The organism is Cryobacterium sp. Hz9 (genome assembly GCF_004402825.1).
Classification (GTDB): Bacteria; Actinomycetota; Actinomycetes; order Actinomycetales; family Microbacteriaceae; genus Cryobacterium; species Cryobacterium gelidum.
The window spans coordinates 33,455-54,982 of record NZ_SOFC01000011.1; the positions used below are offsets into that span (position 1 = coordinate 33,455).

The following is a 21,528-nucleotide window of genomic DNA, read 5'->3' on the forward strand; positions in this document are numbered from 1 at the left end:
GCCTCGCACGGCTTTGCGTGTTACGAGTTGGCGGGGACCTGCAGGCGCTGGCCCGGCTGCAGGGTTTCGACGGCCAGGGCGTTCAATCGCTTGATCTCCGCCACAACGTCGCGCGGGTCGGCAGCCGGAGAGATCTCTTCGGCGAGGTCCCAGAGGGTCTGGCCGGGCTCGACCGTCATGAAGACGGCGGAACCGACGTCGGTGGGCGAGTATGCCAGCGTCGCGACAACGCCGGATTCGGTCGTGTACGACATGAGATCAAGCCCCGTGGCCGAATCCGACGCGCCGGCCGGTCCCCCGTTGAGGGAGAAGACGACGGCAGCGAGCACGAGCGGCACGGCAGTGAGGGCCGTCAGCACTACTCGACCACGACGGGTGAGGCGCAGACGGGTGACGGGTGTGTGCGCTACGGCAGAGAGCGGTCGTGCGGTTGCAGATGCTGTGGTCATGTCAAACCTCCAAGGTTGGCGGGCTGCGAGTCTCGTATCCGGTCCTCGGCCGGGAGGACCGAATACGAAACTATGTTCCGAATATAACTTCGAACAATCGAACATGCAAGCTTTTTCTGGTTTAAGCCCGGAATTTCGCGCGACACACTCGAATAAGTGTTTGTTTCAGGGGCGAGAACTGGATAAACTTTCGATAGAACGATTGCTTGATTCATACTCAACCAGACACCACCGACATCCCCGCGACACGTCTGCTCAGACCGTGCGGGACCGACCTCAGGAGCGCTCATCGTGACACGAGACACCAACGGCACCCGCGACAAAGGCGGCACTCGGCGCCGTAAGAGTTTGAGCCAACGCCAGCTCGCCATTCTCGACGTGATTCAACGGTCGGTGAGCTCGCGCGGCTACCCGCCGAGTATGCGCGAGATCGGTGACGCCGTCGGTCTCGCCTCGCTGTCGAGCGTGACCCATCAGCTCAACCAACTCGAGCTCAGCGGGTATCTGCGCCGGGACCCGAATCGACCGCGGGCGCTCGAAGTGCTGATCGAAATTCCACGTGCCCCCGAAGACGTCGCCAGCAGTGACCAGGACAGCTTCCACCCGGGCGTGCAGGTCGGTGATGCAGCAATGGTTCCGCTCGTCGGCCGCATTGCCGCTGGCATCCCCATCACAGCAGATCAGCAGATTGACGAGATTTTCCCGCTCCCCCGTCAGCTCGTGGGCCAGGGCGAGTTGTTCATGCTCAAGGTTGTCGGCGAGTCGATGATCGATGCCGCGATTTGCGACGGCGACTGGGTGGTCGTGCGCCAGCAGAAGACCGCAGAGAACGGCGAGATCGTTGCGGCCATGCTCGACAACGAGGCCACGGTGAAGGTTTTGCGCAAACGCGACGGGCACACCTGGCTACTGCCGCGCAACAGCAACTTCGAACCCATCGTCGGCGACTTTGCCGACATCCTCGGCAAGGTCGTCGCGGTACTGCGCTCGGTTTAGCTTCCTGATTTCAGGCAACACGACAGGCAGTCCAGAGGCCCGACCACCGACCGGTGATCGGGCCTCAAGACTGTCCGTCGGAGCGTGCGGCGGGTCGAGTCAGACGCTGACCTGCGCGCCGCGGCGTTCGCGAACAACTCGGGTCGCGGCGAGCATGTTGTGCAGCGACTGCACGGTCTCCTCGTAGCCGCGCGTTTTCAGCCCGCAATCCGGGTTCACCCAAACCTGACGCTCGGGGATGGATTCCAGGGCGGTGTCGAGCAGCGTCGTCAGTTCATCGACGCTCGGCACCCGGGGCGAGTGGATGTCGTAGATGCCAGCCCCGATGCCGTGGTCGAACCCGCCGGCCTTGATCTCACGCACGACCTCCATGCGCGACCGAGCCGCTTCAATGCTCGTGACGTCGGCGTCGAGGTTTCGGATGGCTTCGATGACAACGCCGAACTCCGAGTAGCAGAGGTGTGTGTGTATCTGGGTCGCATCCGCTACCCCGGAAGTGGCGAGCCGGAATGAGCCGACCGACCAGTCCAGGTAGTCGGCGTGGTCCTTCGCCTTCAGCGGCAACAATTCGCGCAGGGCTGGCTCGTCGACTTGAACGATCCGGATGCCCGCAGCCTCGAGGTCGCCGATCTCATCGCGCAGAGCGAGGGCCACCTGGCGTGCCGTCTCGCCGAGTGGCTGGTCATCGCGCACGAAGGACCAGGCCAGTATCGTCACCGGCCCGGTGAGCATGCCTTTGACGGGCTTGGCAGTGAGGCTCTGCGTATATACCGACCAGTCCACCGTGATCGGTGCCGGGCGCGACACGTCGCCCCACAGAATGGATGGCCGGGTGCAGCGACTGCCATAGGACTGTACCCAGCCGTTCTCGGTCACGGCGAACCCGTCGAGGTTCTCGGCGAAGTACTGCACCATGTCGTTGCGTTCGGGTTCGCCGTGCACGAGCACGTCGAGTCCGATCTCTTCCTGCAACGCCACGACTCGGCCGATCTCGGCACGCATCAGGTCGCGGTAGTCGTCGGCGGCGAGCGTTCCCGTGAGGTATCGGGCGCGTGCCCGGCGAATGTCCGCAGTCTGCGGGAACGATCCGATCGTGGTCGTTGGCAGCGGCGGCAGCTGCAGCGCCGCGTCTTGGGCGCTCAGGCGATCGGCGTAGGCTCCACGGGTGAAGTCGGCGTTGGTTAGTGCGGCGGCACGGGCACGCACGGCTCCGTCGCGCACCCCGGGAGCGCTCCGCCGCGCTGCCAGGGCCGCCTCGGCCTCCGCCAGCGATGCCGCAATGGCGGCCCGCCCGGCGGTGAGGCCGAGCGCGAGCGTCGCGACCTGGCCGACCTTTTGGTCGGCGAAGGCCAACCAGCTCATCAGCGTACCCGGGAGCGACGTTTCATCGAGCACATCGTGCGGCACGTGCAGCAGGGACGTCGAGGTGGACACCGAGACTGAGTCGGACAGCGTCCGCACGCTCTCGGCGGCTTCGAAGGCGGCGGCCAGGTCGCCGCGCCAGATGTTGTGCCCGTCGATCACCCCGGCGACCAGAGTTTTCCCGGCCAGCCCGGGCACCGCCTCCGGCAGGGTGCCCCGCACCAGGTCGAGGCCAATCGCTTCAACGGCGGTGGCGGCGAGTTCCGGCAGGGCGTCATCGAGGCTGCCGTAGGGCGCCGCGACGAACAGGGAGGGCCGGCCGGTCAGCCGTCCGAGTACCCCGTAAGCGGATGCGACGGCCGCGAGTGTAGCGGTGCGCGGCCCTTCGATGCTCTCGCTGACTAGTCCCGGCTCGTCGAGTTGCACCCACTCGGCGCCGGCATCCGCCAGCCGGGTCAGCAGCGCTGCATAGACCGGTATGAGGTCATCGAGCCGCGACAGCGGGGAGAATCCGGCCGGGGCCGCGTCGCTGGCCTTACTCAGCAGCAGGAACGTGACCGGGCCAACCAGAACCGGGCGCGTGAGGAACCCGGCCGCTTTAGCCTCGAGGAATTCGCGCACGATGCGGTCGCCAGCCAGCGAGAACACGGTTTCCGGGCCAATTTCGGGCACGAGGTAGTGGTAGTTGGAGTCAAACCACTTGGTCATTTCAAGTGGCAGGTTCTCGCCCTCGCCGCGAGCCAGGGTGAAGTAGCCAGCCAGGTCGAGGCTGCCGTCGGCGGCGACGAGCGCGGCGAACCGGGTGGGGATCGCTCCGACAGCGACGATGGTGTCGAGCACCTGGTCATAGAGCGAGAACGACTCGGGAATCGACGAATCGGTGCGGCCGAGCCCGAGGGCAACGAGCCGGTCGCGGCTGGACTGGCGCAACCCGGTGGCGACATTTTCGAGGGCCGTGGCATCGATCTTTCCCGACCAGAATGCTTCCACGGCCTTCTTCAGCTCCCGCCGTCGCCCGATGCGTGGGTAACCGAGGATGGTGCCGGTGGGGAAGGCGGGGGATGCGGACGAAATGGGCATAAGAGTTCCTTCACTGGTGCAATGGGCGCTGGGACGGTTGGTGAATGGTCGGCGAGAATGAACGTGGTGGGGTGGGCCTACGCCGGAAGCCGGGCGTGAGGCCTAGGGCATGGCAACGGGCACCGCCAGCGCCCCACACCCCTCCAACACCTTGAGCACGGTGTCGTGCTGGTTGAAAGCGTAGAGATGGAGCCCGGGGGCGCCACCGGCGAGTACGTCCCGGCCGAGGCGCACGGCATAGTCAACGCCGATCTGGCGCTGCCCTTCCTCGGTCGGTTCAACTTCCAGCTCGATCGAGAGTTCGGCGGGCAGTTTCTCGCCGGAGAGCTGCACAATGCGCCGCAACCGGTTCGGGCTGGTCACCGGCATGATGCCGGGAAGAATAGGAAAGAGCACCCCGGCGGAGCGGGCCCGCTGGATAAAGCTCAGGTAGTCGTCGGCGTGGAAGAACAGCTGGGTGATGGCGAGGTTCGCCCCGGCGGCCTGCTTGGCCAGCAGGGTGTCGATGTCCTGGCTGACCGAGCGAGAGCTGGGGTGACCATTCGGGAAGGCCGCAACTCCGATGCGAACCTTGCTGCGTTCGGTTTTCACCCCGCGGGCGCCCGGCAGACCGGGAATCACCGTCTCGGTGTACGGCACCCGTTCGGTCTGCACGCGGTGGATGAGCTGCACCAATTCTCCCGCGCTGTGCAGGTCGCCCAGAAAGGTGCTGTCTCCCTCGACTGCACCCTGGGGTGCGTCGCCGCGCACGGCCAGGAAGCTGCGAATTCCGGCGTCCAGAAATTCCCGGATGAGGCGGCTCGCCTCGGCGTGCGAGGAGCCGACGCAGGTGAGGTGCGCCATCGCATCCACGGTCGTGTGGTCCTTGATGTAGCGCAGAACGTCGAGTGAGGACCTGCGCGACGAACCGTTGGCTCCGTAGGTGACCGAGATGAACTCGGGACCGGCGGCGGCCAGGTGATCGATGGTGCGGGTGAGAGCGGCTGCTGCGACCGTCGATTTCGGCGGGTACACCTCGAACGAGAACGCCGGGCGGACGTTACACGCGGAAATCCCAATCTCGGTCATGTTTCCTCATTCGGCAGAAGCGGTGGTGGCCGGGCGGCCGCGGACACGCCAAGACTGGCGGTACTTCGCGGGCGGATGCCGGGCTCGGCTGTCGCTCCATGCCGGGGAACGAATTCCGTCGGCAACGATTGATTAGACACTAACAACACCGCTGCCGGCGTGGGCGAATATGACAGTTCGTGTCATCGGTGCTCCAATAGGGCGGCTCAGCGCTGCGGCGGACAGCGCGAAACCGCCCCAGACCGCGCCCCAGACCACTGCCGACCGCTGCCGCTCTAACGCCAGCGGCGCGCACCAGCTAGGCGGAGAGCGAAGGCAGAATGACGAACGGGGCGAACTGCGGCTCGATCTCGGGGGTGACGAACGCCGTCACATGGGTGCCGGTCTCCACATATTCGGTCGTCTCGATGCGGCCTACGTCATGCAGCACAGCGATAAGGTCGCCGCGGTCGTAGGGAATGAGCAGGTCCAGTTCGACCTGCGGCGTCGGCAGCAGCAGCGCCACTGCGGCGAGCACGGTGTCGATACCCTCGCCAGTGCGGGCCGAGACGAACGTCGCCTTCGGCTCCAGGCCTCGCAACACGAGCCTGTCGTCGTCGCTGATCAGGTCACTCTTGTTGAAGACGACGAGTTCGGGAATGTCGCGGGCACCCACCTCGGAGATGACATCGCGCACGGTGGCGAGTTGCGCGACCGGGTCGGGGTGGGAGCCGTCAACGACGTGCACGATGACGTCAGCGTCGGCGACCTCTTCGAGAGTTGAGCGAAAGGCTTCCACCAGTTGGTGCGGGAGGTTGCGTACGAAGCCGACCGTGTCGGTGAGGGTATACAGGCGTCCGTCTGTGGTCGTCGACTTGCGCACGGTGGCGTCGAGAGTCGCGAACAGGGAATTCTCGACGAGCACGCCGGCCTTGGTGATCCGGTTGAGCAGGCTGGACTTGCCGGCGTTGGTATAGCCCACGATCGCCACCGAGGGGACGGCGTTGCGCTTGCGGTTGGCGCGTTTGGCCTCGCGGGCCGGCTTCATCTCGACCATCTGCTTGCGCAATTTGGACATCCGGGTATGGATACGACGTCGGTCGAGTTCGATCTTCGTCTCACCGGGGCCACGGGAGCCCATGCCGGCTCCGGCGCCACCGACCTGGCCACCAGCCTGGCGGGACATCGAGTCGCCCCAGCCGCGTAGGCGGGGAAGCATATAGGCCATCTGGGCCAGTTCAACCTGCGCCTTGCCCTCGCGGCTCTTGGCGTGCTGGCTGAATATATCGAGGATCACTGCGGTGCGGTCGATGACCTTGACCTTGACCACGTCTTCGAGGGCGCGCCGCTGGCTGGGTGCGAGTTCGGTATCGGCGATGACGGTGTCGGCGCCGAGCGCTTTCACGATGTCGGCGACTTCTTGTGCCTTGCCCTTACCGAGGTAGGTACTGGGGTCGGGGGTGGCCCGACGTTGCAGTAGGCCATCGAGCACCGTGGCGCCGGCCGTTTCAGCGAGGGCGGCGAGCTCACGCATGGAGTTTTCAGCGTCGTCTACGGTGCCGTGGGTGTACACGCCCACCAAAACGACGTTTTCGAGGCGCAGTTGGCGGTACTCGACCTCGGTGACGTCTTCGAGCTCGGTGGAGAGCCCGCCGACGCGGCGCAGGGCGTTACGATCGGCACGTTCGGACTGGTCGCCGTCGTGGTCGCTGCCGTCATACTCACCCGAGGACTGCTCTTGCAGAGCCTGCGCCGATCCGCTCCGGAACAAGGAGTAGCCGGCAGCCTTGCTGTCGGCGCTGGCCAGCACCCGCGCGACGACATCGTCTGGGTCGAGGGCAGCGTTTGCGGCCACGTTTTCTACTGCGTCGTTGCCGCGGGGCTCCGTTGGATCATTCATCCCATTAACCTTAGTTCAACGAAGTTGAAAGGTTCCCTTATGTCGTCCGATCATTATTTCTCTCCGGCGCCCGGCACCGTACTGAAAACTCGCCAGATCACGGTGCAGTTACACGGGCAGGATCGTGAACTGACGACCGCCAACTCGGTCTTCAGCCCCGCGCACATCGACACCGGCACCGAAGTTCTGCTCAAGTACGCCCCTCAGCCACCCGTCGACGGTCACTTTCTCGATCTCGGCTGCGGCTGGGGTCCGATTGCGCTGCACTTGGCGCTCGCCTCCCCTGGCGCTACCGTCTGGGCTGTCGACGTCAACGAGCGGGCGCTCGACCTCGTGCGCACCAACGCCGCTGCCCTCGGCCTGACCAACATCAACGCGGTACTGGCTCTTGACGTACCCGCGGATATCAGCTTTCGCACCATCTGGTCGAACCCGCCCATCCGGGTCGGCAAAGACGAACTGCACGGTCTCATGCAGACCTGGCTGCCGCGCCTTGAATCAGAAGCGGATGCCTGGCTCGTCGTGCAGCGCAACCTCGGCTCGGACTCGCTCCAGCGTTGGCTCTCCGACGAACTCCCCGCCACTTTTGAGACGACGAGGGAGGCCATCAGCAAGGGCTTTCGCGTGCTCCAGGTGCATCACGACTAACCGAGGTTGAGCACCCCGTCGAAAACCAGCTCCGCCGGCCCGGACAACGACACATGCTCGCCGTCCTCGGCCGGGAACATCCGCACCCCGAGCACGCCGCCCGGCAGTTCTACCCGCCATTGGTGCGGCGCCGACGTGCCGGCCCAGTGCCGGGTGGCGAGGGCGGCCGCGGCTGCACCGGTACCGCAGGACAAGGTCTCCCCGCTGCCGCGCTCGTGCACGCGCATGCGAAACCGGCCAACGCCGTTGACAACGAGCGGATCGTTCGGCAGCACGAATTCAATGTTGACGCCGCCGCCCGGTTCCGGATCGAGCTGCGGAATGAAGGTGAGATCGGCCGCATCGAGTTCATCGTCGTCGGCGAGGGCGACGACCGTGTGCGGGTTTCCGATGTTGATACCGAGGCCCGGACGCGCCACGGGCAGGTTCTTGGTGCGCACAAGCGGATCGATGCCGTCGAGTTTCCACCGGCCGAGGTCGACCTGGAACCCCGAGGCATTGCGCTGCACGTCGCGCACGCCGCCACGGGTGCCGATTGTGAGGGTGTCGCCGGGCTGCAGCTCAGCCAGGTCGTTCTCAATCAAAAATTTGGCATACACACGGATGCCGTTACCGCACATCTCTGAGACGGTACCGTCGGCATTCCAGTAGTCCATGAACCACTCGGCCGCGTCGTCTTCGGCGAGGGACGCCGCACCGTCTGGCAGGTTCTTGCTGCGCACCGCACGGATGATGCCGTCGGCGCCGACACCGAATTTGCGGTCGCACACGGCGCGGATCTGCGCCGGGGTGAGCTCCATCGTTCCGTCGGGGTCGGCGAACAGCACAAAGTCGTTACCCGTGCCGTGGCCCTTGGTGAAGTTCAATGTGATGCCCATGCCGCCAGTTTACGGGGCTGTGGCTGCACATTGTCCGGGGCGGGCCGAACCGTCAACGTGGTGAGGGGACGGAGGCGATCCCCCGCTCGACGTGCGCGAGGGCGTCGTCGACCCGCCCGGCCGCATTGGATTCAATCCAGTGAGTGTGTGCGTAGCGTTTGAACCAACTCACCTGCCGGCGCGCATACCGGCGAGTGAGCTGCTGAGTGGCTTCGATAGCTTCGGCCTGACTGAGGGTGCCGTGCACCTGACCCAAAGCCTGGGCGTAGCCGATCGCGCGGCTCGCCGTGACACCGTTCTCGATGCCACTCGCGAGCAGACCGCGCGCTTCATCGACGATGCCGGCCTCCCACATCCGCTCTACCCGGGTATCGAGCCGGGGGGTGAGTTGTTCTCGCGGGGTGCGCAGGCCGAGCAGCACACTGGATTGCCAGTACACGGGGTTTTCCGGTAAAGCGGCCACGTGCGGAGCGCCGGTCAGTTCGACGATCTCCAGCGCACGCACGAGTCGGCGCCCGTTGCGCGGGCCGATACGCAGGGCTGCCTGCGGGTCGAGGGCGTGCAGTCGGGTGTACATCAGCTCCGGTCCAACGTCGATCAACTCAGCTTCCAGCCGGCCACGCAGCACTGGATCGGTGCCGGGAAAGCGAAAATCAAACACGACCGAGGAGACGTAGAGTCCGGAGCCGCCGACCAGAATCGGCACGGCCCCCCGCGCAACGATCGCGGTGACGACCGCGCGGGCATCCCTTTGGTAGTTGCTGACTGTCGCCTCATCCGTCACCTCGAGCACGTCGAGCAGGTGGTGGGGAATGCCACGGCGTTCGGCCAGGGTGAGTTTTGCTGTGCCGATGTCCATGCCGCGGTAGAGCTGCATGGCGTCGGCGTTGACGATCTCCACCGACTGCCCGCGGGCCATGAGCCGCTCGGCCAGGTCGAGCGACAGCTCCGATTTGCCCGTGCCGGTCGAACCGACAATTGCGATCAGCGCCGCAGTTTCGACGGGCGCCTCTGGTTCAGACGACACCGTTCCTAGCGCTCGTCGTCGTTCACGTTGTAAATGGGAATGGTGGTCGATCCGCCGTCGAGGCGCAGCCCGATCGTCGGCAGCCCCAGGGAAACCGGACCGGCCCCGCCGGATGCATTGGATGCGCCGCCGTGGGCGGGGACTCCGCAAGATTCCGCTTCCATGCGGTCCCAGGCATCCCCGGCACGCGTCGACCGGATGCGCAGGGGCGCGCCGTCTGTCGAGTCGGCGATGAGGTGGAACGGTGCTGCCTGGGTGACGACGACGGTGACCACGTCGCCGGGACGGGGGCGGGCCGAACCAGCCGGAACATCAAAGTGCACGAGGCGGCTATCGGGGGCGCGTCCGCTCAGGCGATGGGTATCACTGTCTTTGCGGCCGCCGTTGGCGACGAGCAATTCGACCTCACGGCCGATGATCGCTTCGTTCTCTTCGAGGGAGATGCGTTCCTGCAGGGCCGCGAGACGCTCATAACGGTCCTGCACAATGGCCTTGGGAACTTGGTCGGGCATGGTCGCGGCCGGAGTTCCGGGACGAATGGAGTACTGGAAGGTGAATGCCGTCGCGAACCGCGCTTGCTCGACGACGCGCAGGGTCTCCTGAAAGTCTTCCTCGGTCTCTCCGGGGAAGCCCACGATGATGTCGGTGCTGATGGCCGCGTTGGGCATCTGCGCACGCACCCGGTCAAGAATTCCGAGGAACTTCGCCCCGCGGTAGGAGCGGCGCATCGACTTGAGGATGCGGTCCGAGCCGGACTGCAGCGGCATGTGCAGCTGCGGCATGACGGCGGGCGTTTCGGCCATGGCATCGATGACGTCATCGGTGAAGGCGGCGGGGTGCGGACTGGTGAAGCGGATGCGCTCCAGCCCCTCGATCTTGCCGGCCGCGCGCAGCAGCTTGCCGAAGGCGAGGCGGTCACCGAACTCGACCCCGTAGGAGTTGACGTTCTGGCCGAGCAGGGTGACCTCGATGGCGCCGTCGTCGACGAGTGCCTGAATTTCGGCAAGGATCTCACCCGGACGGCGGTCTTTTTCTTTGCCGCGCAAGGCCGGCACGATGCAGAAGGTGCAGGTGTTGTTGCAACCGACGGAGATGGAGACCCAGCCGCTGTAGCTGGAGTCCCGCTTGGTCGGCAGGGTGGAGGGGAAGGTCTCGAGCGCTTCGAGAATTTCGAGCTGAGCCTCGCCGTTGTGCCGTGCACGCTCCAGCAGGCTGGGCAGGGAGCCCATGTTGTGGGTGCCGAAGACCACGTCGACCCACGGCGCCTTCTCGAGGATGGTGGTTTTGTCCTTCTGGGCGAGGCAACCGCCGACGGCGATTTGCATGCCGGCGTGCTTGCGCTTGACCGACGCGAGGTAGCCGAGGTTGCCGTAGAGCTTGTTGTCGGCGTTCTCGCGCACCGCGCAGGTGTTGATCACCACGATGTCGGCTTCGCCGCCGTTTGCCGAGACATAGCCGGCAGCTTCGAGCGAGCCGCTGAGCCGTTCGGAGTCGTGCACATTCATCTGGCAGCCGAAGGTGCGTACCTCGTAGGTGCGCGCGCGCCCCGAGTCGTCGATCGCGGCTGCCGAGGGGGTGATCACGGTACGGCGGGCTTGTTCGGGGGCGACGATACTCATAGTGGGTATAGTTTACGCGAGCAATTCGGTGTGCGGGCCGTGTGCGCCGAGTGACCCGGTATCAGCGGAATCGCACGCGGGAGGCGCCACCGCCGCCGCGGCTGTCCATGGCGGCCTTCACCGCGAGTCGAACCAGTGTCGAGCTGTAACCCTTGCGCATCAGAAAACCGGTGAGGCGGCGGTCGATGGTCTGGTCGTCGAAGCGTTCCATTTGCGCGATGCGCTTGGTGGCCAGGTCGATCGCGCGTTCGGCTTCATCGTCGGGAAGTTCTTCGAGCTTGTCCAGCATGACGCCCGGGTCGAGCTTGCGCCGACGCATCTCGGCTTCAACGCCGGTGCGGCCGAGGCCCTTGCGCACGTTGTGGCTGTGGATGATCTGATCGGCGAGCCTGGCCTCATCGAGGTAGTTCATTTCAATGAACTTCTCTATGATCTCACTCGCCTCACCGGAGTCGACCCCGGTGGTGCCGAGCACCAGGAGGGCCTCGACCGTGGACAGGGAGCGGCCCCGCAGCCGGTGCAGCAGTACCTTTTCAGCCCGCTCACGCTCGTCGAGGGCGTCGGCGGCGAAGTCGGCCTCATCGTTGGCGTCTTCGTCGATGTGGTCGCTGACCCTTGGGTCCGTGTCGGACTCAGCGGCGGCAGCGGCGGCCTCCGCGGTAGCAGCGGCCGCGGTAGCAGCGGCCGCGGTAGCAGCGGCCGCGGTAGCAGCGGCCTCAGTACCAGCAGCGCCTTCGATGTCGGTGACGCCGTCAACGGGCCGCGGCTGCAGCGGTGAACGACGTTTCATACCCGGTGCTGCCCCGGGCAGGTAGGTCACGGGGGCCAAACCGGCGTCTGCGCGTTCTGCTGCATCATCCTGGGGTTCAAAATGAACCATTCCCGTGACCTGCCTTTCGGTGTGTGTAATAGTGCCGTGTTGCGCTGTTACGCGCTCTTGCGGGCGGCCGGGGCCACCTTGGTGACGATCGGGCCGCCGCTGAGCAGGGCCGCAGCATCCGCTTCGGCCTTGGCCTTGGTTTCGGCCTCCAGCGCAATGGCCGCAGCGGCCTTCTCGGCCGCCTTGGCCGCGATGCCTTCGGGACCGATGCCGAGCTTGATCAGAATCTTGCGCTCGATCTCGTTGGCCATATCAGGGTTCCTGAGCAGGAAGTTGCGCGAGTTTTCTTTACCCTGGCCGAGCTGGTCGCCATCATAGGTGTACCAGGCGCCCGACTTCTTGACGATCCCCTGGTCGACACCGAAGTCGATCAGGCTGCCCTCACGGGAGATGCCGATGCCGTAGATGATGTCGAACTCGGCCTGCTTGAAGGGCGGCGCCATCTTGTTCTTGACGACCTTCACCCGGGTACGGTTGCCGATGGCCTCTGTTCCGTCTTTCAAAGTCTCAATGCGACGGATGTCGAGGCGCACCGAAGCGTAGAACTTGAGTGCCTTACCGCCCGAGGTGGTCTCGGGGCTGCCGAAGAACACGCCGATCTTTTCGCGCAGCTGGTTGATGAAGATCATGGTGGTGTTGGTCTGGCTGAGGCCACCGGTGAGCTTGCGCAGGGCCTGGGACATGAGGCGGGCCTGGAGGCCGACGTGGGAGTCACCCATCTCGCCCTCGATCTCGGCGCGCGGCACGAGGGCGGCAACGGAGTCGACGACGATGAGGTCGATGGATCCGCTTCGCACGAGCATGTCGGCGATTTCGAGGGCTTGCTCACCGGTGTCGGGCTGCGAGACCAGGAGGGCGTCGATGTCGACGCCGAGCTTCTTGGCGTATTCCGGGTCGAGGGCATGCTCGGCGTCGATAAAAGCGGCAATGCCACCATTCTTCTGCGCATTTGCGATGGCGTGCAGGGTGAGGGTGGTCTTTCCCGAGGATTCCGGGCCATAGATTTCAACGATGCGGCCGCGCGGCAGCCCGCCAACGCCGAGCGCGACATCCAGGGCGATCGACCCGGTCGAAATGGTTTCAACGGGAGCGCGCTCGTCGCTGCCGAGGCGCATCACCGATCCCTTGCCGAACTGACGGTCGATCTGCGCGAGGGCAGTTTCGAGGGCTTTTTCGCGGTTCGCTTGTGATGCCATGGTCGTTTCTCCTGGGTTCTGCGCGGTCGTCGTGACGATGTGCATGGTGGCGCCTATAGGCTGTCGACCCGCACACCGGGAGGACCCCGATGCCCGTTTCGACAAGGCAAATGCTGACTTTCTCGGACAAATTCGACTGTACGCCGCACCTCCGACATTGGCCGGGAGCACGTTCGAACGGTACATAATCTGTCAGATCGTCTGCTGTAGAGGAGCCTATCAAGCCCGAACAGGTATTCGAGCATCACCAGGGATATTTTGCGGCGTGTCGAAATACCAGCCGAAGGTGAAGCAACCCAATTGGCGCTACTGGCGGGGCGCTGGAGTGCCGGCACCGTACCAGCGGCTGCGGGGAACGTCGACCTCGGCGCAGAGCGCCAACCAGACTTCGCGGGCGGGAACACCGGCGGCGAGGGCCTGGTCCGCAGTTCGACCCCCAAGCGGAGTCAGCACAAGGTCGCCGGTGAGAACGCGCCCGTAGGCGTCGCCGAACTCGTTTTTCATCGCGGTGCGAAATTCACTCAGTCGCACGACGCTCCTTCTACCTGGCTCTGGTACACAGTCGCTCCTGAAATGACAATGCTCCCGACATGACACCACCGCCGACACGCAGTGTCGGCGGTGGTGTGGTGATGTGAATCCTCAAGCGGTTGCTGACTAACGCACCATGAAATCGACATCGAACGTGTTGACGAGTTCGTCCGGCACGGTATCCGGGAACTGGTCGACTCCTTCGATAACGGCGAGACGGTCACCAACTTCGCGCATGATCACCGAGATCGGGGTGTCTAATGCGTCGGCAACAGACGCGAGGATCTCCGAAGAAGCCTCTTTCTGTCCACGTTCTACCTCACTGAGGTAGCCGAGCGCGACACTGGCTTTGCTTGCGACCTGACGCAGGGTACGCCCCTTTTGCAGGCGGAAGTCCCTGAGCACATCGCCGATTTCCTGACGAACAAGAATCATCGGAACCTCCTTCTAATGCCTAATAGCTTGAGCCTATGACAACCGGACTGCCGTGCTGGACGATTGCAATACTGCATTCATCCGACTCGATGACATTACCGAGAATCACTGGGCTTTGCTTGTGAATGTCCTCGATGTAACCAGCCCGTAACAGGAACTATTCCGCGTCCCCGTGCCCTATCAGCGCACGCACAGCATCGATGGCCTGCCGCACTGTTTCGGCGCGAATTTCGGCTCGGTTGCCGCCGAGATGTAGCGACACAGCCCAGGAAGCGGTGCCTTTGGACAGGCCGATGAACACCGTTCCGGCCGGGTGTCCGTCGGCGGAGCCGGGCCCGGCCACGCCGGTAGTAGACACGCCGATATCGGCGCGCACCTCGTTGACCGCGAGCAGGGCGCGCACGCCGACCGCCATCTGCTTGGCGACATCGGAGTGCACGGGGCCGTGCACGTTGAGCACACTGCTGTCGACGTGGAGCAGACTGCGTTTAAGGGAGGTGTCGTACGCGACGACTCCCCCGCGCAACACAGCGGATGCGCCGGGGATACGCACGAGTTCGGCCACAAGCAGGCCCCCGGTCAATGACTCAGCGACGGCGATGGTGAGACGGCGGGCGGTGAGCTCCGCGATCAGCTCGGCCGCCGCATCCACCTGACCAGCCGCCGGCCCGGCTGATTCAGGCGAGTGAATGACGGGCATTGACGACGTGATCGGGGCACAGTCAGGCAACGTCATGCTTTCGCAGTCGCCAGGCCGAGACGAGGTAGTCGAGGCCGGATGCCACGGTCAGTACGAGAGCAATGGTCATGGTGGCCGTGTTGACCCAGTCCACCCAGTCGCCGAAGACCAGCTGGAACGGGAGCAGCGCGAGCGAGATAGCCACGGACTGGGCAATGGTCTTGAGCTTGCCGCCGCGGCTGGCCGGAATGACCCGGTCACGCAGCATGACGAACCGAAACACGGTGATGCCGATTTCGCGCAGAAGGATGACGATGGTCACCCACCAGGGCAGCTCGTCGAGGATGGACAGGCAGACCAGGGCACCACCGGTGAGGATCTTGTCGGCGATCGGGTCGAGAATCTTGCCGAGGTCAGTCACCAGATTATGTCGCCGGGCGATCATGCCGTCGATACCGTCGGTAGCGATCGCGATGATGAACAGCACGGCGGCCGCCCAGCGCAGGGCGTCATGGGCGCCATTGTCGGCCAGCAGCATCCAGATGAAGACCGGAGCGAGCAGAATGCGCACGACCGTGATCAGGTTGGGCACGTTCCAGTTGCTGGGGCGGGTGACGGATTCGTGCGGTGTCGCCATGGTTCAGTCCCTGCCGGTTAGTTTCCAGGCGTCCTCGTCGTCCTCGGCGCCATCCACCTCAGAATACCCCTGTGACATTTTCTCCACCGGGTCGTCGGCATAGCGTGCGTCGGGCGCTGAATCGACGGACTGCGCCTTCAGAGCGTGCTGTTCGTCGTCGGACCCGCGCAGGCGGGCGAGCACGCTCGGCAGCTGTTCAGCCGTCACGAGCACGTCGCGGGCTTTGGAACCCTCGGACGGGCCGACGATCTCGCGGGATTCGAGCAGGTCCATCAAACGGCCGGCCTTAGCGAAACCGACCCGCAGCTTACGCTGCAGCATCGAGGTCGACCCGAACTGGGTCGAGACGACGAGTTCGGCCGCAGCGAGGAGCACCTCAAGGTCGTCGCCGATATCAGAGTCGATCTCCTTGCGCGGGGCAACCATGGAGACGTCGGGCCGGTAGTCCGGCCGGGCCTGCAGGGTGACGTGCCTGACAACCTTCTCGATCTCATCCTCGGTGACCCAGGCGCCCTGCACGCGTACGGCTTTGGAGGCGCCCATCGGCAGGAACAACGCGTCACCCTGACCGATGAGCTTGTCGGCGCCGGGCTGGTCGAGGATGACCCGGGAGTCGGTGACGCTCGTGACGGCGAAGGCCAGCCGCGACGGCACATTGGCCTTGATCAGCCCGGTGACAACATCGACGCTGGGCCGCTGGGTGGCCAGCACGAGGTGGATACCGGAGGCGCGGGCGAGCTGGGTGATGCGCACGATGGAGTCTTCAACGTCGCGCGGGGCGACCATCATGAGGTCGGCCAACTCATCGACGACGACCAGCAGATAGGGGTATGGCTTGAGCTTGCGTTCGCTGCCGACCGGCAGCACGAGCTCACCGTTGACGACGGCCTTGTTGAAGTCGTCGATGTGGCGAAAGCCGAAGCTCGCGAGGTCGTCGTAACGCATGTCCATCTCTTTCACGACCCACTGCAACGCCTCGGCCGCCTTCTTCGGGTTCGTGATGATGGGGGTGATGAGGTGCGGCACGCCGGCGTAGGCGGCGAGCTCGACCCGTTTCGGGTCGATGAGCACCATGCGCACGTCGCTCGGTTTGGCACGCATGAGCAGGCTCGTGATCATGGAGTTGACGAAGCTGGACTTGCCAGAGCCCGTCGAACCGGCCACGAGCAGGTGGGGCATTTTCGCGAGGTTGGCAATGACGAAACCGCCGCCGACGTCTTTGCCGACGCCGATGGTCATCGGGTGGGTGGCGTTGGTGGCGGTGCTCGATCGCAGCACGTCACCGAGGGTGACGATTTCGCGGTCGGTGTTGGGAATCTCGATACCGATGGCGCTCTTGCCGGGGATGGGCGAGAGAATGCGCACTTCGTTGGAGGCGACCGCGTAGGAGAGGTTCTTGCTCAGGGCGGTGACCCGCTCCACCTTGACGCCCGGGCCAAGTTCGATCTCGTACTGGGTGACCGTGGGGCCACGGGAGAATCCGGTGACCTTCGCATCGACCTGGAACTGGCGCAGCACCTCGGTGATCGACTTGACGACCTCATCGTTGGCGGCCGAGCGGGCCTTGGCTGGCGGTCCGGCGGTGAGAGTGGATGCCGCGGGCACGAGATACGGAATGGCCGGGTGCGGGCCGGCCAGGTCGGAATCGGAGCCTGCGAGCGGCGGCAGGGCCGTGCCGGAGGCGTCCACTGCCTGGCTCAGTTCGGGAAAGACATCGTCGAAGCCGGGAAGGACCTCGGTGTGCCCGGCCGGATCGTCGGAGCGCAGGCCGGTGGACGTGCCGAGGTCGACCTCGCCGGTGAAGCGTTTGACGGCGAGTTCGGCCTTACGCAGGTCTTCGAGCACCTCGGTGCCGTAGTGATCTCGTTCGGGCGGCACGGTATGGTCGGTGACTTCGGGCTCGATGGCGCTGTCGAAACCGCCCCGCGACTGGCCGCCGCCCAGGAGCACGCTGAGCGGGTCAGTGGCATCGGGAGTGACCGTAGCTTCAGTCGACAGGGCGCCGCCGAAGTCGGGGTCTTCCTCCCGCTTGCTATTGTTCCGACGCCACCACGGGAGCGCGCCCTCTGGTTCATCGTCGACGCCGTCCAGCTCAACCTGCGCGGTCGTGCCCGGCTTACCACCCGTGGTCTTTTTCGCAGCGGCTCGTTCTTCGTCATCGTTCAGCTGCGCGCCGAACAGCCACTCATACAGCTCGCGGGAACGTTGACCAACCCGGTTCGGCGGGGTTTTGGTGATGATGAACAAACTCAGCAGCAACAACAGGATGACGACGATCGTGGCGCCGATCGACGTGGTCAGCAGGATCAGCGGGGCGGCAATCATCCACCCGATCACCCCGCCGGCCAGCGCGAGGGCTGGCATGCCGTCTTGCGGCTCTGGCTGCACACCGAAAATGTGGCACAGCCCCGAAATGGTCACGAGGAGCAGGCTCAGCCCGATGCCGATGCGGCCGTTGTCGTGCACGGAACTGGGTTTGCGGAACAGCCAGACGGAGAACACCAGCAGAATGACCGGCAGGGCGAAGGCGACCCGGCCGAATAATCCGCCGAAGGTGTAGGCGTCGAGCTGCTGGGCGACGAAGTCGTTGATCAGGAACCATTCGACGATGGCTCCCGAGATGGCGAGCAGCACGAGAAAGAACGGAAGTCCGTCGCGGCGTTCGTCTTTGGAGAGTTTTTCGGGGCCGAGGGCGCGGGCCGCGCCGCCGGTGAGGTGGGCCAGGCCCATCCAGGCGCGGGCACCGAGGCTCGGTTTCACGTCGACGGCGGTGAATTTGACGGTCTTCTGCGCGGCGGTCGCGCCGGCCCCGCGGGTTGCCGGTTTGCGCGCCGGGACGCCCTTCCCTGCCGGAGTGCGGGCACGCCCGGACGACTTAGTGCTCGTAGCCATGAAATAACGCTACCAAGCACCGGCGACATTCCCCCGACCCCACGCCCACGGCCGGCGCGACTGGCGAGCGGACAGGTGCCGAATGCCGCGCGGCGCATCCGCTTGTGCGCACCCGTTGGTACTAATAGCGGATAGCGTCGATGACCTTCACCCGCACCGCTACCAGCGCGGGGATCAGCCCGGCCAGGGCGCCGACGACCGTCGCGCAGACCAGGCCGAGGACGGCCGCTTCGACCGGGAACGGTGGAAAATCGGTGACCTGGCCCTGGCTGATGAAATTCTCAACGATCGGACTTTTCACGATGAGCACGGCGGCGATCACCCCGACAATTCCGGCCACGACGGTCGCGACGACGCTTTCCATCATGACCGCGAAGAACACCCGGGCAGCGGTCGCGCCGAAGCTGCGTCGAATGCCGATCTCCCGAATGCGCTGCTTGAGGGTGACCAGGGCGATGTTGACCAGGCCGAGGGCGCCGAGAAGCAGCACGAGTCCGGCGATGGCGCCGACGGTGAGCTTGAGCGAGAGGTACGGGTCGCCATCCATGTACGCCCCGAAGTCCTGTCGGTTCAGCTGAACGGATGCCTCACTCCCCAAAGCGCCCTGCACGTCACGCTGCAGGGCGGTAGCCAGCTGTTCGGACACGTCGACCGGCACCCACAGCTCGTAGGACGGTGGTCCGAATTGCTGGTTCGGGTCGGTGACGACCGGCGTGATGGCGGTGAGCGCGTCGGCGAGCATGTACATGGCCGGTTCGGTCTCCCACGAGAGTGCCGAGTAGACACCCGTTACGACGGCCGTCGTGGTGCGTTCGCCCACCAGAGTCGCGGTTGGGTGGGTGCGCAGGTCGGGTCGGCCGAGGCGGTCCCAGAAGATGGAGTTGACCAGCACGGCTGGCGCGAGCCGGGCCTGGTCATCGTCGGTAAACCAGACGCCCTTCTCGAGGGTGATGCGGTGCATGGTGCCGTAGGGCGGGTCGATGCCGAGGGTCTGCACCGGGACGGCGCCGTCGGCGAATTGCACCGTCTGGCTGGTGTTGACCACCCGGCTGGCATAGTCGATTTGGTAGCGTTCGAGCGCCGTGCGCCAGATTTCGGTCATTTCAGTCGGGGTGGAGCCATCGTTCATCGACACGAACAGGGAGAGGCTGGCGGCGCGCCCCCCCGACCGCTCGCTCGATTCGAGGGTCGCCTGCTGGGCGACCGCGCCGAGTCCGACGACGGTGGTGATGGCGCAGACGGCGACGGCGACGCCGATCAGTGAAAGCATGACGCGGGTCTTGTGGATTCTCACCTCCTGCCAGGCTTCGATGACGGAGCCAACCAGGTTGCTCGCGGCGCGCTTCATGCCGGCACCGCGCTTACGACCTGGAGCACACCGTGGTCGAGCCGCAGGTGCCGGGTGGCTCGGGCGGCGATGGCTGGATCGTGGGTGATGGTGACGAGGGCTGCCCCGGATTCGGTGGCGACGTCGTCGATGAGGTCCATCACCGTTTCCCCGGTTTCGAGGTCGAGTGCTCCGGTGGGTTCGTCGGCGAGAATCAACCGTGGACCGCGCACCAGCGAGCGGGCGATCGCCACGCGCTGCTGCTCGCCGCCACTCAATCGGTCGGGCAGTGCACCGAGCCGGTCGCCGAGGCCGACCCGTTCGAGCATCTCGGTGGCGATTCGGGCGCGCTGCCAGAACTGACGACCTTCCGCGTAGAGCAGCGGAGTCATCACGTTTTCGAGGGCGGTGCGCCCCTGCAGCAGGTTGAACTGTTGAAAGATGAAGCCGACCTCACGCCCGCGCAACCGGTCCCGGGCCCCGGAGGACAGCGAATGCACCGGGCGGTCTTCGAACAGCATGGTGCCGCTCGTGGGGTTGTCGAGCAGCCCGAGCAGGTTGAGCAGGGTGGTTTTGCCCGAACCGGACCGGCCGACGATCGAGACGCGGTCGCCCACGTCGACGTCGAGGTCGACGCCGGAGAGGATGGTGAGAGGCGGCGCATCGATGAGCTGCACGGTGCGGGTCACGCCCTCAAGGTGCAGCAGGGTCATTTGGAGATCCCGCTGCTGGAGAGGCTGGCACCGAAGCAGACCGTGCTGCCGTCGGGTTGCAGATCGCAGCCCTCGCCGCCGGGGCTGACAGCGGTGGCGCCCGGAACGAACTGGTTGATCAGGTCGCCCTCGACGATTCCGTCGATGACCTGGACGTTCACTCCGTCGGTCATGCCGAGCGTTACCGGGCGCTCTTCGGTGCCGCCGTCCGGCAACACGAACCAGACGACGCCGGTCTGGGCGGAGCCCTTCACCGCGGTGGTGGGCACGATGAGTATGTTTTCGGCCAGGCCTGCAGCGATCGTGATCTGGGCGGCCAGACCGGAGAAGACGGTCACTTCGGCCGGAATCGCGCAGGTGACGGTGGTGCCGCTCGAGCCGGTCTCGCCGCCGGATACGCCGTCAGCACCGGCCGCGGCACCGGCCAGCGGGGTGGTGATGGTCAAACCGGTGCAGGTGAACGGCGCCGGCCCGTTGGTGATGGCGACGGATGCCTCGGTCGGCTTGCTCAGCAGGCGGTATTGCTGCTCGGGGCTGAGGGCGCCGCTCACGGAAAAGCTCGGTGGTGCGACCTGGCCGGTGGCATCCCCCACGGCTACGCTCTGGCCGTGGATGACGCCGAGCGAGCTCAGGGTGCCGGTGATCGGGGCCAGCACTTTGACGAAGGTGATCACCGGTTTTGGCTGGGTGATGGTGACGTTGCCGTCGGCATCCGTTGATTCGACCGGGTCTTTGATCGTTTCGCCCCGGATGTCGTAGATCTTGTCGTTTTTGTTCACCGTTTGTCCGGCTGCGAGGAAGATCTCGTCGACCGTGCCGATGGCGGTCGCCTTGACGGCGACGGCTGGATCGGCCGTGACCGTGCCGGGCAGGGTCACGTCGTTGCTGATCGTGCCGAGGGCGACTGGAATCTGGGGTTCGACGATGACTCCGGTCGGTTCAGCCGGGTTGCTGTCTGCCGCGTTGTCGGGGTAGAACGCGACCTTGACGAGCGCCACCGCGATGGCCGCAATCACGACCAGTCGAAGGATGGGAAAGATCCATTTGCGTGCAACATTCATGACACTCCCCCGCCAGCTGACCCACCCTGGTCAAGCTCGATGGGCTGAGCCTAGCGCTGCACGAGCCGAGACGCCTCCGTTGCTGCGTGTGAAATGGCATGCCCGGCTCGCGCGCCAACCGAATCCAACAAAAAAACCCGCCGACACTGCGCGAAACAGTGACGACGGGGT

At 65.2% G+C, this 21,528-nt stretch carries 19 protein-coding genes; 2 read left to right on the forward strand and 17 right to left on the reverse strand.

What is annotated here, in order from left to right:
* Window positions 1-20: 20 nt before the first annotated feature.
* Window positions 21-449, reverse strand: coding sequence for a LysM peptidoglycan-binding domain-containing protein (locus E3N85_RS04480; RefSeq protein WP_134459921.1), 429 nt, complete (start codon window positions 447-449; stop codon window positions 21-23).
* Window positions 450-737: 288 nt separating this feature from the next.
* Here E3N85_RS04480 and lexA point away from each other — a divergent pair, with 288 nt between their 5' ends.
* On the forward strand, window positions 738-1,445 hold the full coding sequence (lexA, locus tag E3N85_RS04485) for a transcriptional repressor LexA (RefSeq protein WP_370289102.1): 708 nt from the start codon (window positions 738-740) through the stop codon (window positions 1,443-1,445).
* A 99-nt stretch (window positions 1,446-1,544) separates the two neighbouring features.
* Here lexA and metE read toward each other — a convergent pair whose 3' ends face one another.
* From metE to hflX, 3 genes are all read right to left on the reverse strand, one after another.
* Window positions 1,545-3,887 carry a 5-methyltetrahydropteroyltriglutamate--homocysteine S-methyltransferase gene (gene metE / locus E3N85_RS04490; RefSeq protein ID WP_134459927.1) on the reverse strand — a complete coding sequence of 781 codons (2,343 nt, stop codon included), beginning with the start codon at window positions 3,885-3,887 and terminating at the stop codon, window positions 1,545-1,547.
* A gap of 102 nt (window positions 3,888-3,989) precedes the next feature.
* Complete coding sequence (locus E3N85_RS04495) at window positions 3,990-4,955, reverse strand: methylenetetrahydrofolate reductase (protein ID WP_134459930.1); 966 nt, start codon at window positions 4,953-4,955, stop codon at window positions 3,990-3,992.
* Between the two features lie 298 nt (window positions 4,956-5,253).
* On the reverse strand, window positions 5,254-6,834 hold the full coding sequence (hflX, locus tag E3N85_RS04500) for a GTPase HflX (protein ID WP_134459933.1): 1,581 nt from the start codon (window positions 6,832-6,834) through the stop codon (window positions 5,254-5,256).
* A 39-nt stretch (window positions 6,835-6,873) separates the two neighbouring features.
* Between hflX and E3N85_RS04505 the strand changes: the two genes are divergently transcribed.
* Complete coding sequence (locus E3N85_RS04505) at window positions 6,874-7,482, forward strand: class I SAM-dependent methyltransferase (RefSeq protein WP_134459936.1); 609 nt, start codon at window positions 6,874-6,876, stop codon at window positions 7,480-7,482.
* Here E3N85_RS04505 and dapF read toward each other — a convergent pair.
* From dapF to E3N85_RS04570, 13 genes are all read right to left on the reverse strand, one after another.
* Window positions 7,479-8,360, reverse strand: coding sequence for a diaminopimelate epimerase (dapF, locus tag E3N85_RS04510; RefSeq protein ID WP_134459939.1), 882 nt, complete (start codon window positions 8,358-8,360; stop codon window positions 7,479-7,481). The genes E3N85_RS04505 and dapF overlap by 4 nt on opposite strands.
* 52 nt (window positions 8,361-8,412) lie before the next feature.
* Window positions 8,413-9,387, reverse strand: coding sequence for a tRNA (adenosine(37)-N6)-dimethylallyltransferase MiaA (gene miaA, locus E3N85_RS04515; RefSeq protein ID WP_241978300.1), 975 nt, complete (start codon window positions 9,385-9,387; stop codon window positions 8,413-8,415).
* A gap of 5 nt (window positions 9,388-9,392) precedes the next feature.
* Window positions 9,393-11,006, reverse strand: coding sequence for a tRNA (N6-isopentenyl adenosine(37)-C2)-methylthiotransferase MiaB (gene miaB / locus E3N85_RS04520; protein ID WP_134459942.1), 1,614 nt, complete (start codon window positions 11,004-11,006; stop codon window positions 9,393-9,395).
* A 61-nt stretch (window positions 11,007-11,067) separates the two neighbouring features.
* On the reverse strand, window positions 11,068-11,886 hold the full coding sequence (locus E3N85_RS04525) for a regulatory protein RecX (protein ID WP_241978301.1): 819 nt from the start codon (window positions 11,884-11,886) through the stop codon (window positions 11,068-11,070).
* A gap of 47 nt (window positions 11,887-11,933) precedes the next feature.
* Window positions 11,934-13,082 carry a recombinase RecA gene (gene recA / locus E3N85_RS04530; RefSeq protein WP_134460714.1) on the reverse strand — a complete coding sequence of 383 codons (1,149 nt, stop codon included), beginning with the start codon at window positions 13,080-13,082 and terminating at the stop codon, window positions 11,934-11,936.
* Between the two features lie 306 nt (window positions 13,083-13,388).
* On the reverse strand, window positions 13,389-13,613 hold the full coding sequence (locus E3N85_RS04535; protein WP_134459944.1) for a DUF3046 domain-containing protein: 225 nt from the start codon (window positions 13,611-13,613) through the stop codon (window positions 13,389-13,391).
* 126 nt (window positions 13,614-13,739) lie between these two features.
* A complete protein-coding gene (locus tag E3N85_RS04540; protein ID WP_134459947.1) occupies window positions 13,740-14,048 on the reverse strand; it encodes a helix-turn-helix domain-containing protein in 309 nt (102 codons plus the stop codon).
* Window positions 14,049-14,205: 157 nt separating this feature from the next.
* Window positions 14,206-14,748 (reverse strand): CinA family protein, encoded by a 543-nt coding sequence (locus E3N85_RS04545; RefSeq protein WP_134459950.1) that lies wholly within the window; start codon window positions 14,746-14,748, stop codon window positions 14,206-14,208.
* A gap of 22 nt (window positions 14,749-14,770) precedes the next feature.
* Window positions 14,771-15,364 carry a CDP-diacylglycerol--glycerol-3-phosphate 3-phosphatidyltransferase gene (gene pgsA / locus E3N85_RS04550; RefSeq protein ID WP_134459953.1) on the reverse strand — a complete coding sequence of 198 codons (594 nt, stop codon included), beginning with the start codon at window positions 15,362-15,364 and terminating at the stop codon, window positions 14,771-14,773.
* A gap of 3 nt (window positions 15,365-15,367) precedes the next feature.
* Window positions 15,368-18,256: a DNA translocase FtsK gene (locus E3N85_RS04555; protein ID WP_134459956.1), complete on the reverse strand. Its 2,889-nt coding sequence runs from the start codon at window positions 18,254-18,256 to the stop codon at window positions 15,368-15,370.
* A gap of 121 nt (window positions 18,257-18,377) precedes the next feature.
* Window positions 18,378-19,604 carry an ABC transporter permease gene (locus tag E3N85_RS04560; RefSeq protein WP_134459959.1) on the reverse strand — a complete coding sequence of 409 codons (1,227 nt, stop codon included), beginning with the start codon at window positions 19,602-19,604 and terminating at the stop codon, window positions 18,378-18,380.
* Window positions 19,601-20,296, reverse strand: coding sequence for an ABC transporter ATP-binding protein (locus tag E3N85_RS04565; protein ID WP_134459962.1), 696 nt, complete (start codon window positions 20,294-20,296; stop codon window positions 19,601-19,603). The genes E3N85_RS04560 and E3N85_RS04565 overlap by 4 nt, the downstream gene beginning before the upstream one ends.
* Window positions 20,293-21,357, reverse strand: coding sequence for an efflux RND transporter periplasmic adaptor subunit (locus tag E3N85_RS04570; protein ID WP_174722461.1), 1,065 nt, complete (start codon window positions 21,355-21,357; stop codon window positions 20,293-20,295). Before E3N85_RS04570 ends, E3N85_RS04565 begins: the two co-directional genes overlap by 4 nt.
* Window positions 21,358-21,528: the final 171 nt, after the last annotated feature.

Bases quoted from the DNA above. Each gene is read 5' to 3' on its own strand.
- metE (WP_134459927.1), bottom strand. From the start codon at position 3,887: ATGCCCATTTCGTCCGCATCCCCCGCCTTCCCCACCGGCACCATCCTC.
- E3N85_RS04480 (WP_134459921.1), bottom strand. From the start codon at position 449: ATGACCACAGCATCTGCAACCGCACGACCGCTCTCTGCCGTAGCGCAC.
- E3N85_RS04505 (WP_134459936.1), top strand. From the start codon at position 6,874: ATGTCGTCCGATCATTATTTCTCTCCGGCGCCCGGCACCGTACTGAAA.
- miaB (WP_134459942.1), bottom strand. From the start codon at position 11,006: ATGAGTATCGTCGCCCCCGAACAAGCCCGCCGTACCGTGATCACCCCC.
- E3N85_RS04540 (WP_134459947.1), bottom strand. From the start codon at position 14,048: ATGATTCTTGTTCGTCAGGAAATCGGCGATGTGCTCAGGGACTTCCGC.
- dapF (WP_134459939.1), bottom strand. From the start codon at position 8,360: ATGGGCATCACATTGAACTTCACCAAGGGCCACGGCACGGGTAACGAC.
- E3N85_RS04560 (WP_134459959.1), bottom strand. From the start codon at position 19,604: ATGAAGCGCGCCGCGAGCAACCTGGTTGGCTCCGTCATCGAAGCCTGG.
- E3N85_RS04565 (WP_134459962.1), bottom strand. From the start codon at position 20,296: ATGACCCTGCTGCACCTTGAGGGCGTGACCCGCACCGTGCAGCTCATC.
- hflX (WP_134459933.1), bottom strand. From the start codon at position 6,834: ATGAATGATCCAACGGAGCCCCGCGGCAACGACGCAGTAGAAAACGTG.
- pgsA (WP_134459953.1), bottom strand. From the start codon at position 15,364: ATGGCGACACCGCACGAATCCGTCACCCGCCCCAGCAACTGGAACGTG.
- E3N85_RS04570 (WP_174722461.1), bottom strand. From the start codon at position 21,357: ATGAATGTTGCACGCAAATGGATCTTTCCCATCCTTCGACTGGTCGTG.
- E3N85_RS04555 (WP_134459956.1), bottom strand. From the start codon at position 18,256: ATGGCTACGAGCACTAAGTCGTCCGGGCGTGCCCGCACTCCGGCAGGG.
- E3N85_RS04545 (WP_134459950.1), bottom strand. From the start codon at position 14,748: ATGCCCGTCATTCACTCGCCTGAATCAGCCGGGCCGGCGGCTGGTCAG.
- recA (WP_134460714.1), bottom strand. From the start codon at position 13,082: ATGGCATCACAAGCGAACCGCGAAAAAGCCCTCGAAACTGCCCTCGCG.
- E3N85_RS04495 (WP_134459930.1), bottom strand. From the start codon at position 4,955: ATGACCGAGATTGGGATTTCCGCGTGTAACGTCCGCCCGGCGTTCTCG.
- E3N85_RS04525 (WP_241978301.1), bottom strand. From the start codon at position 11,886: ATGGTTCATTTTGAACCCCAGGATGATGCAGCAGAACGCGCAGACGCC.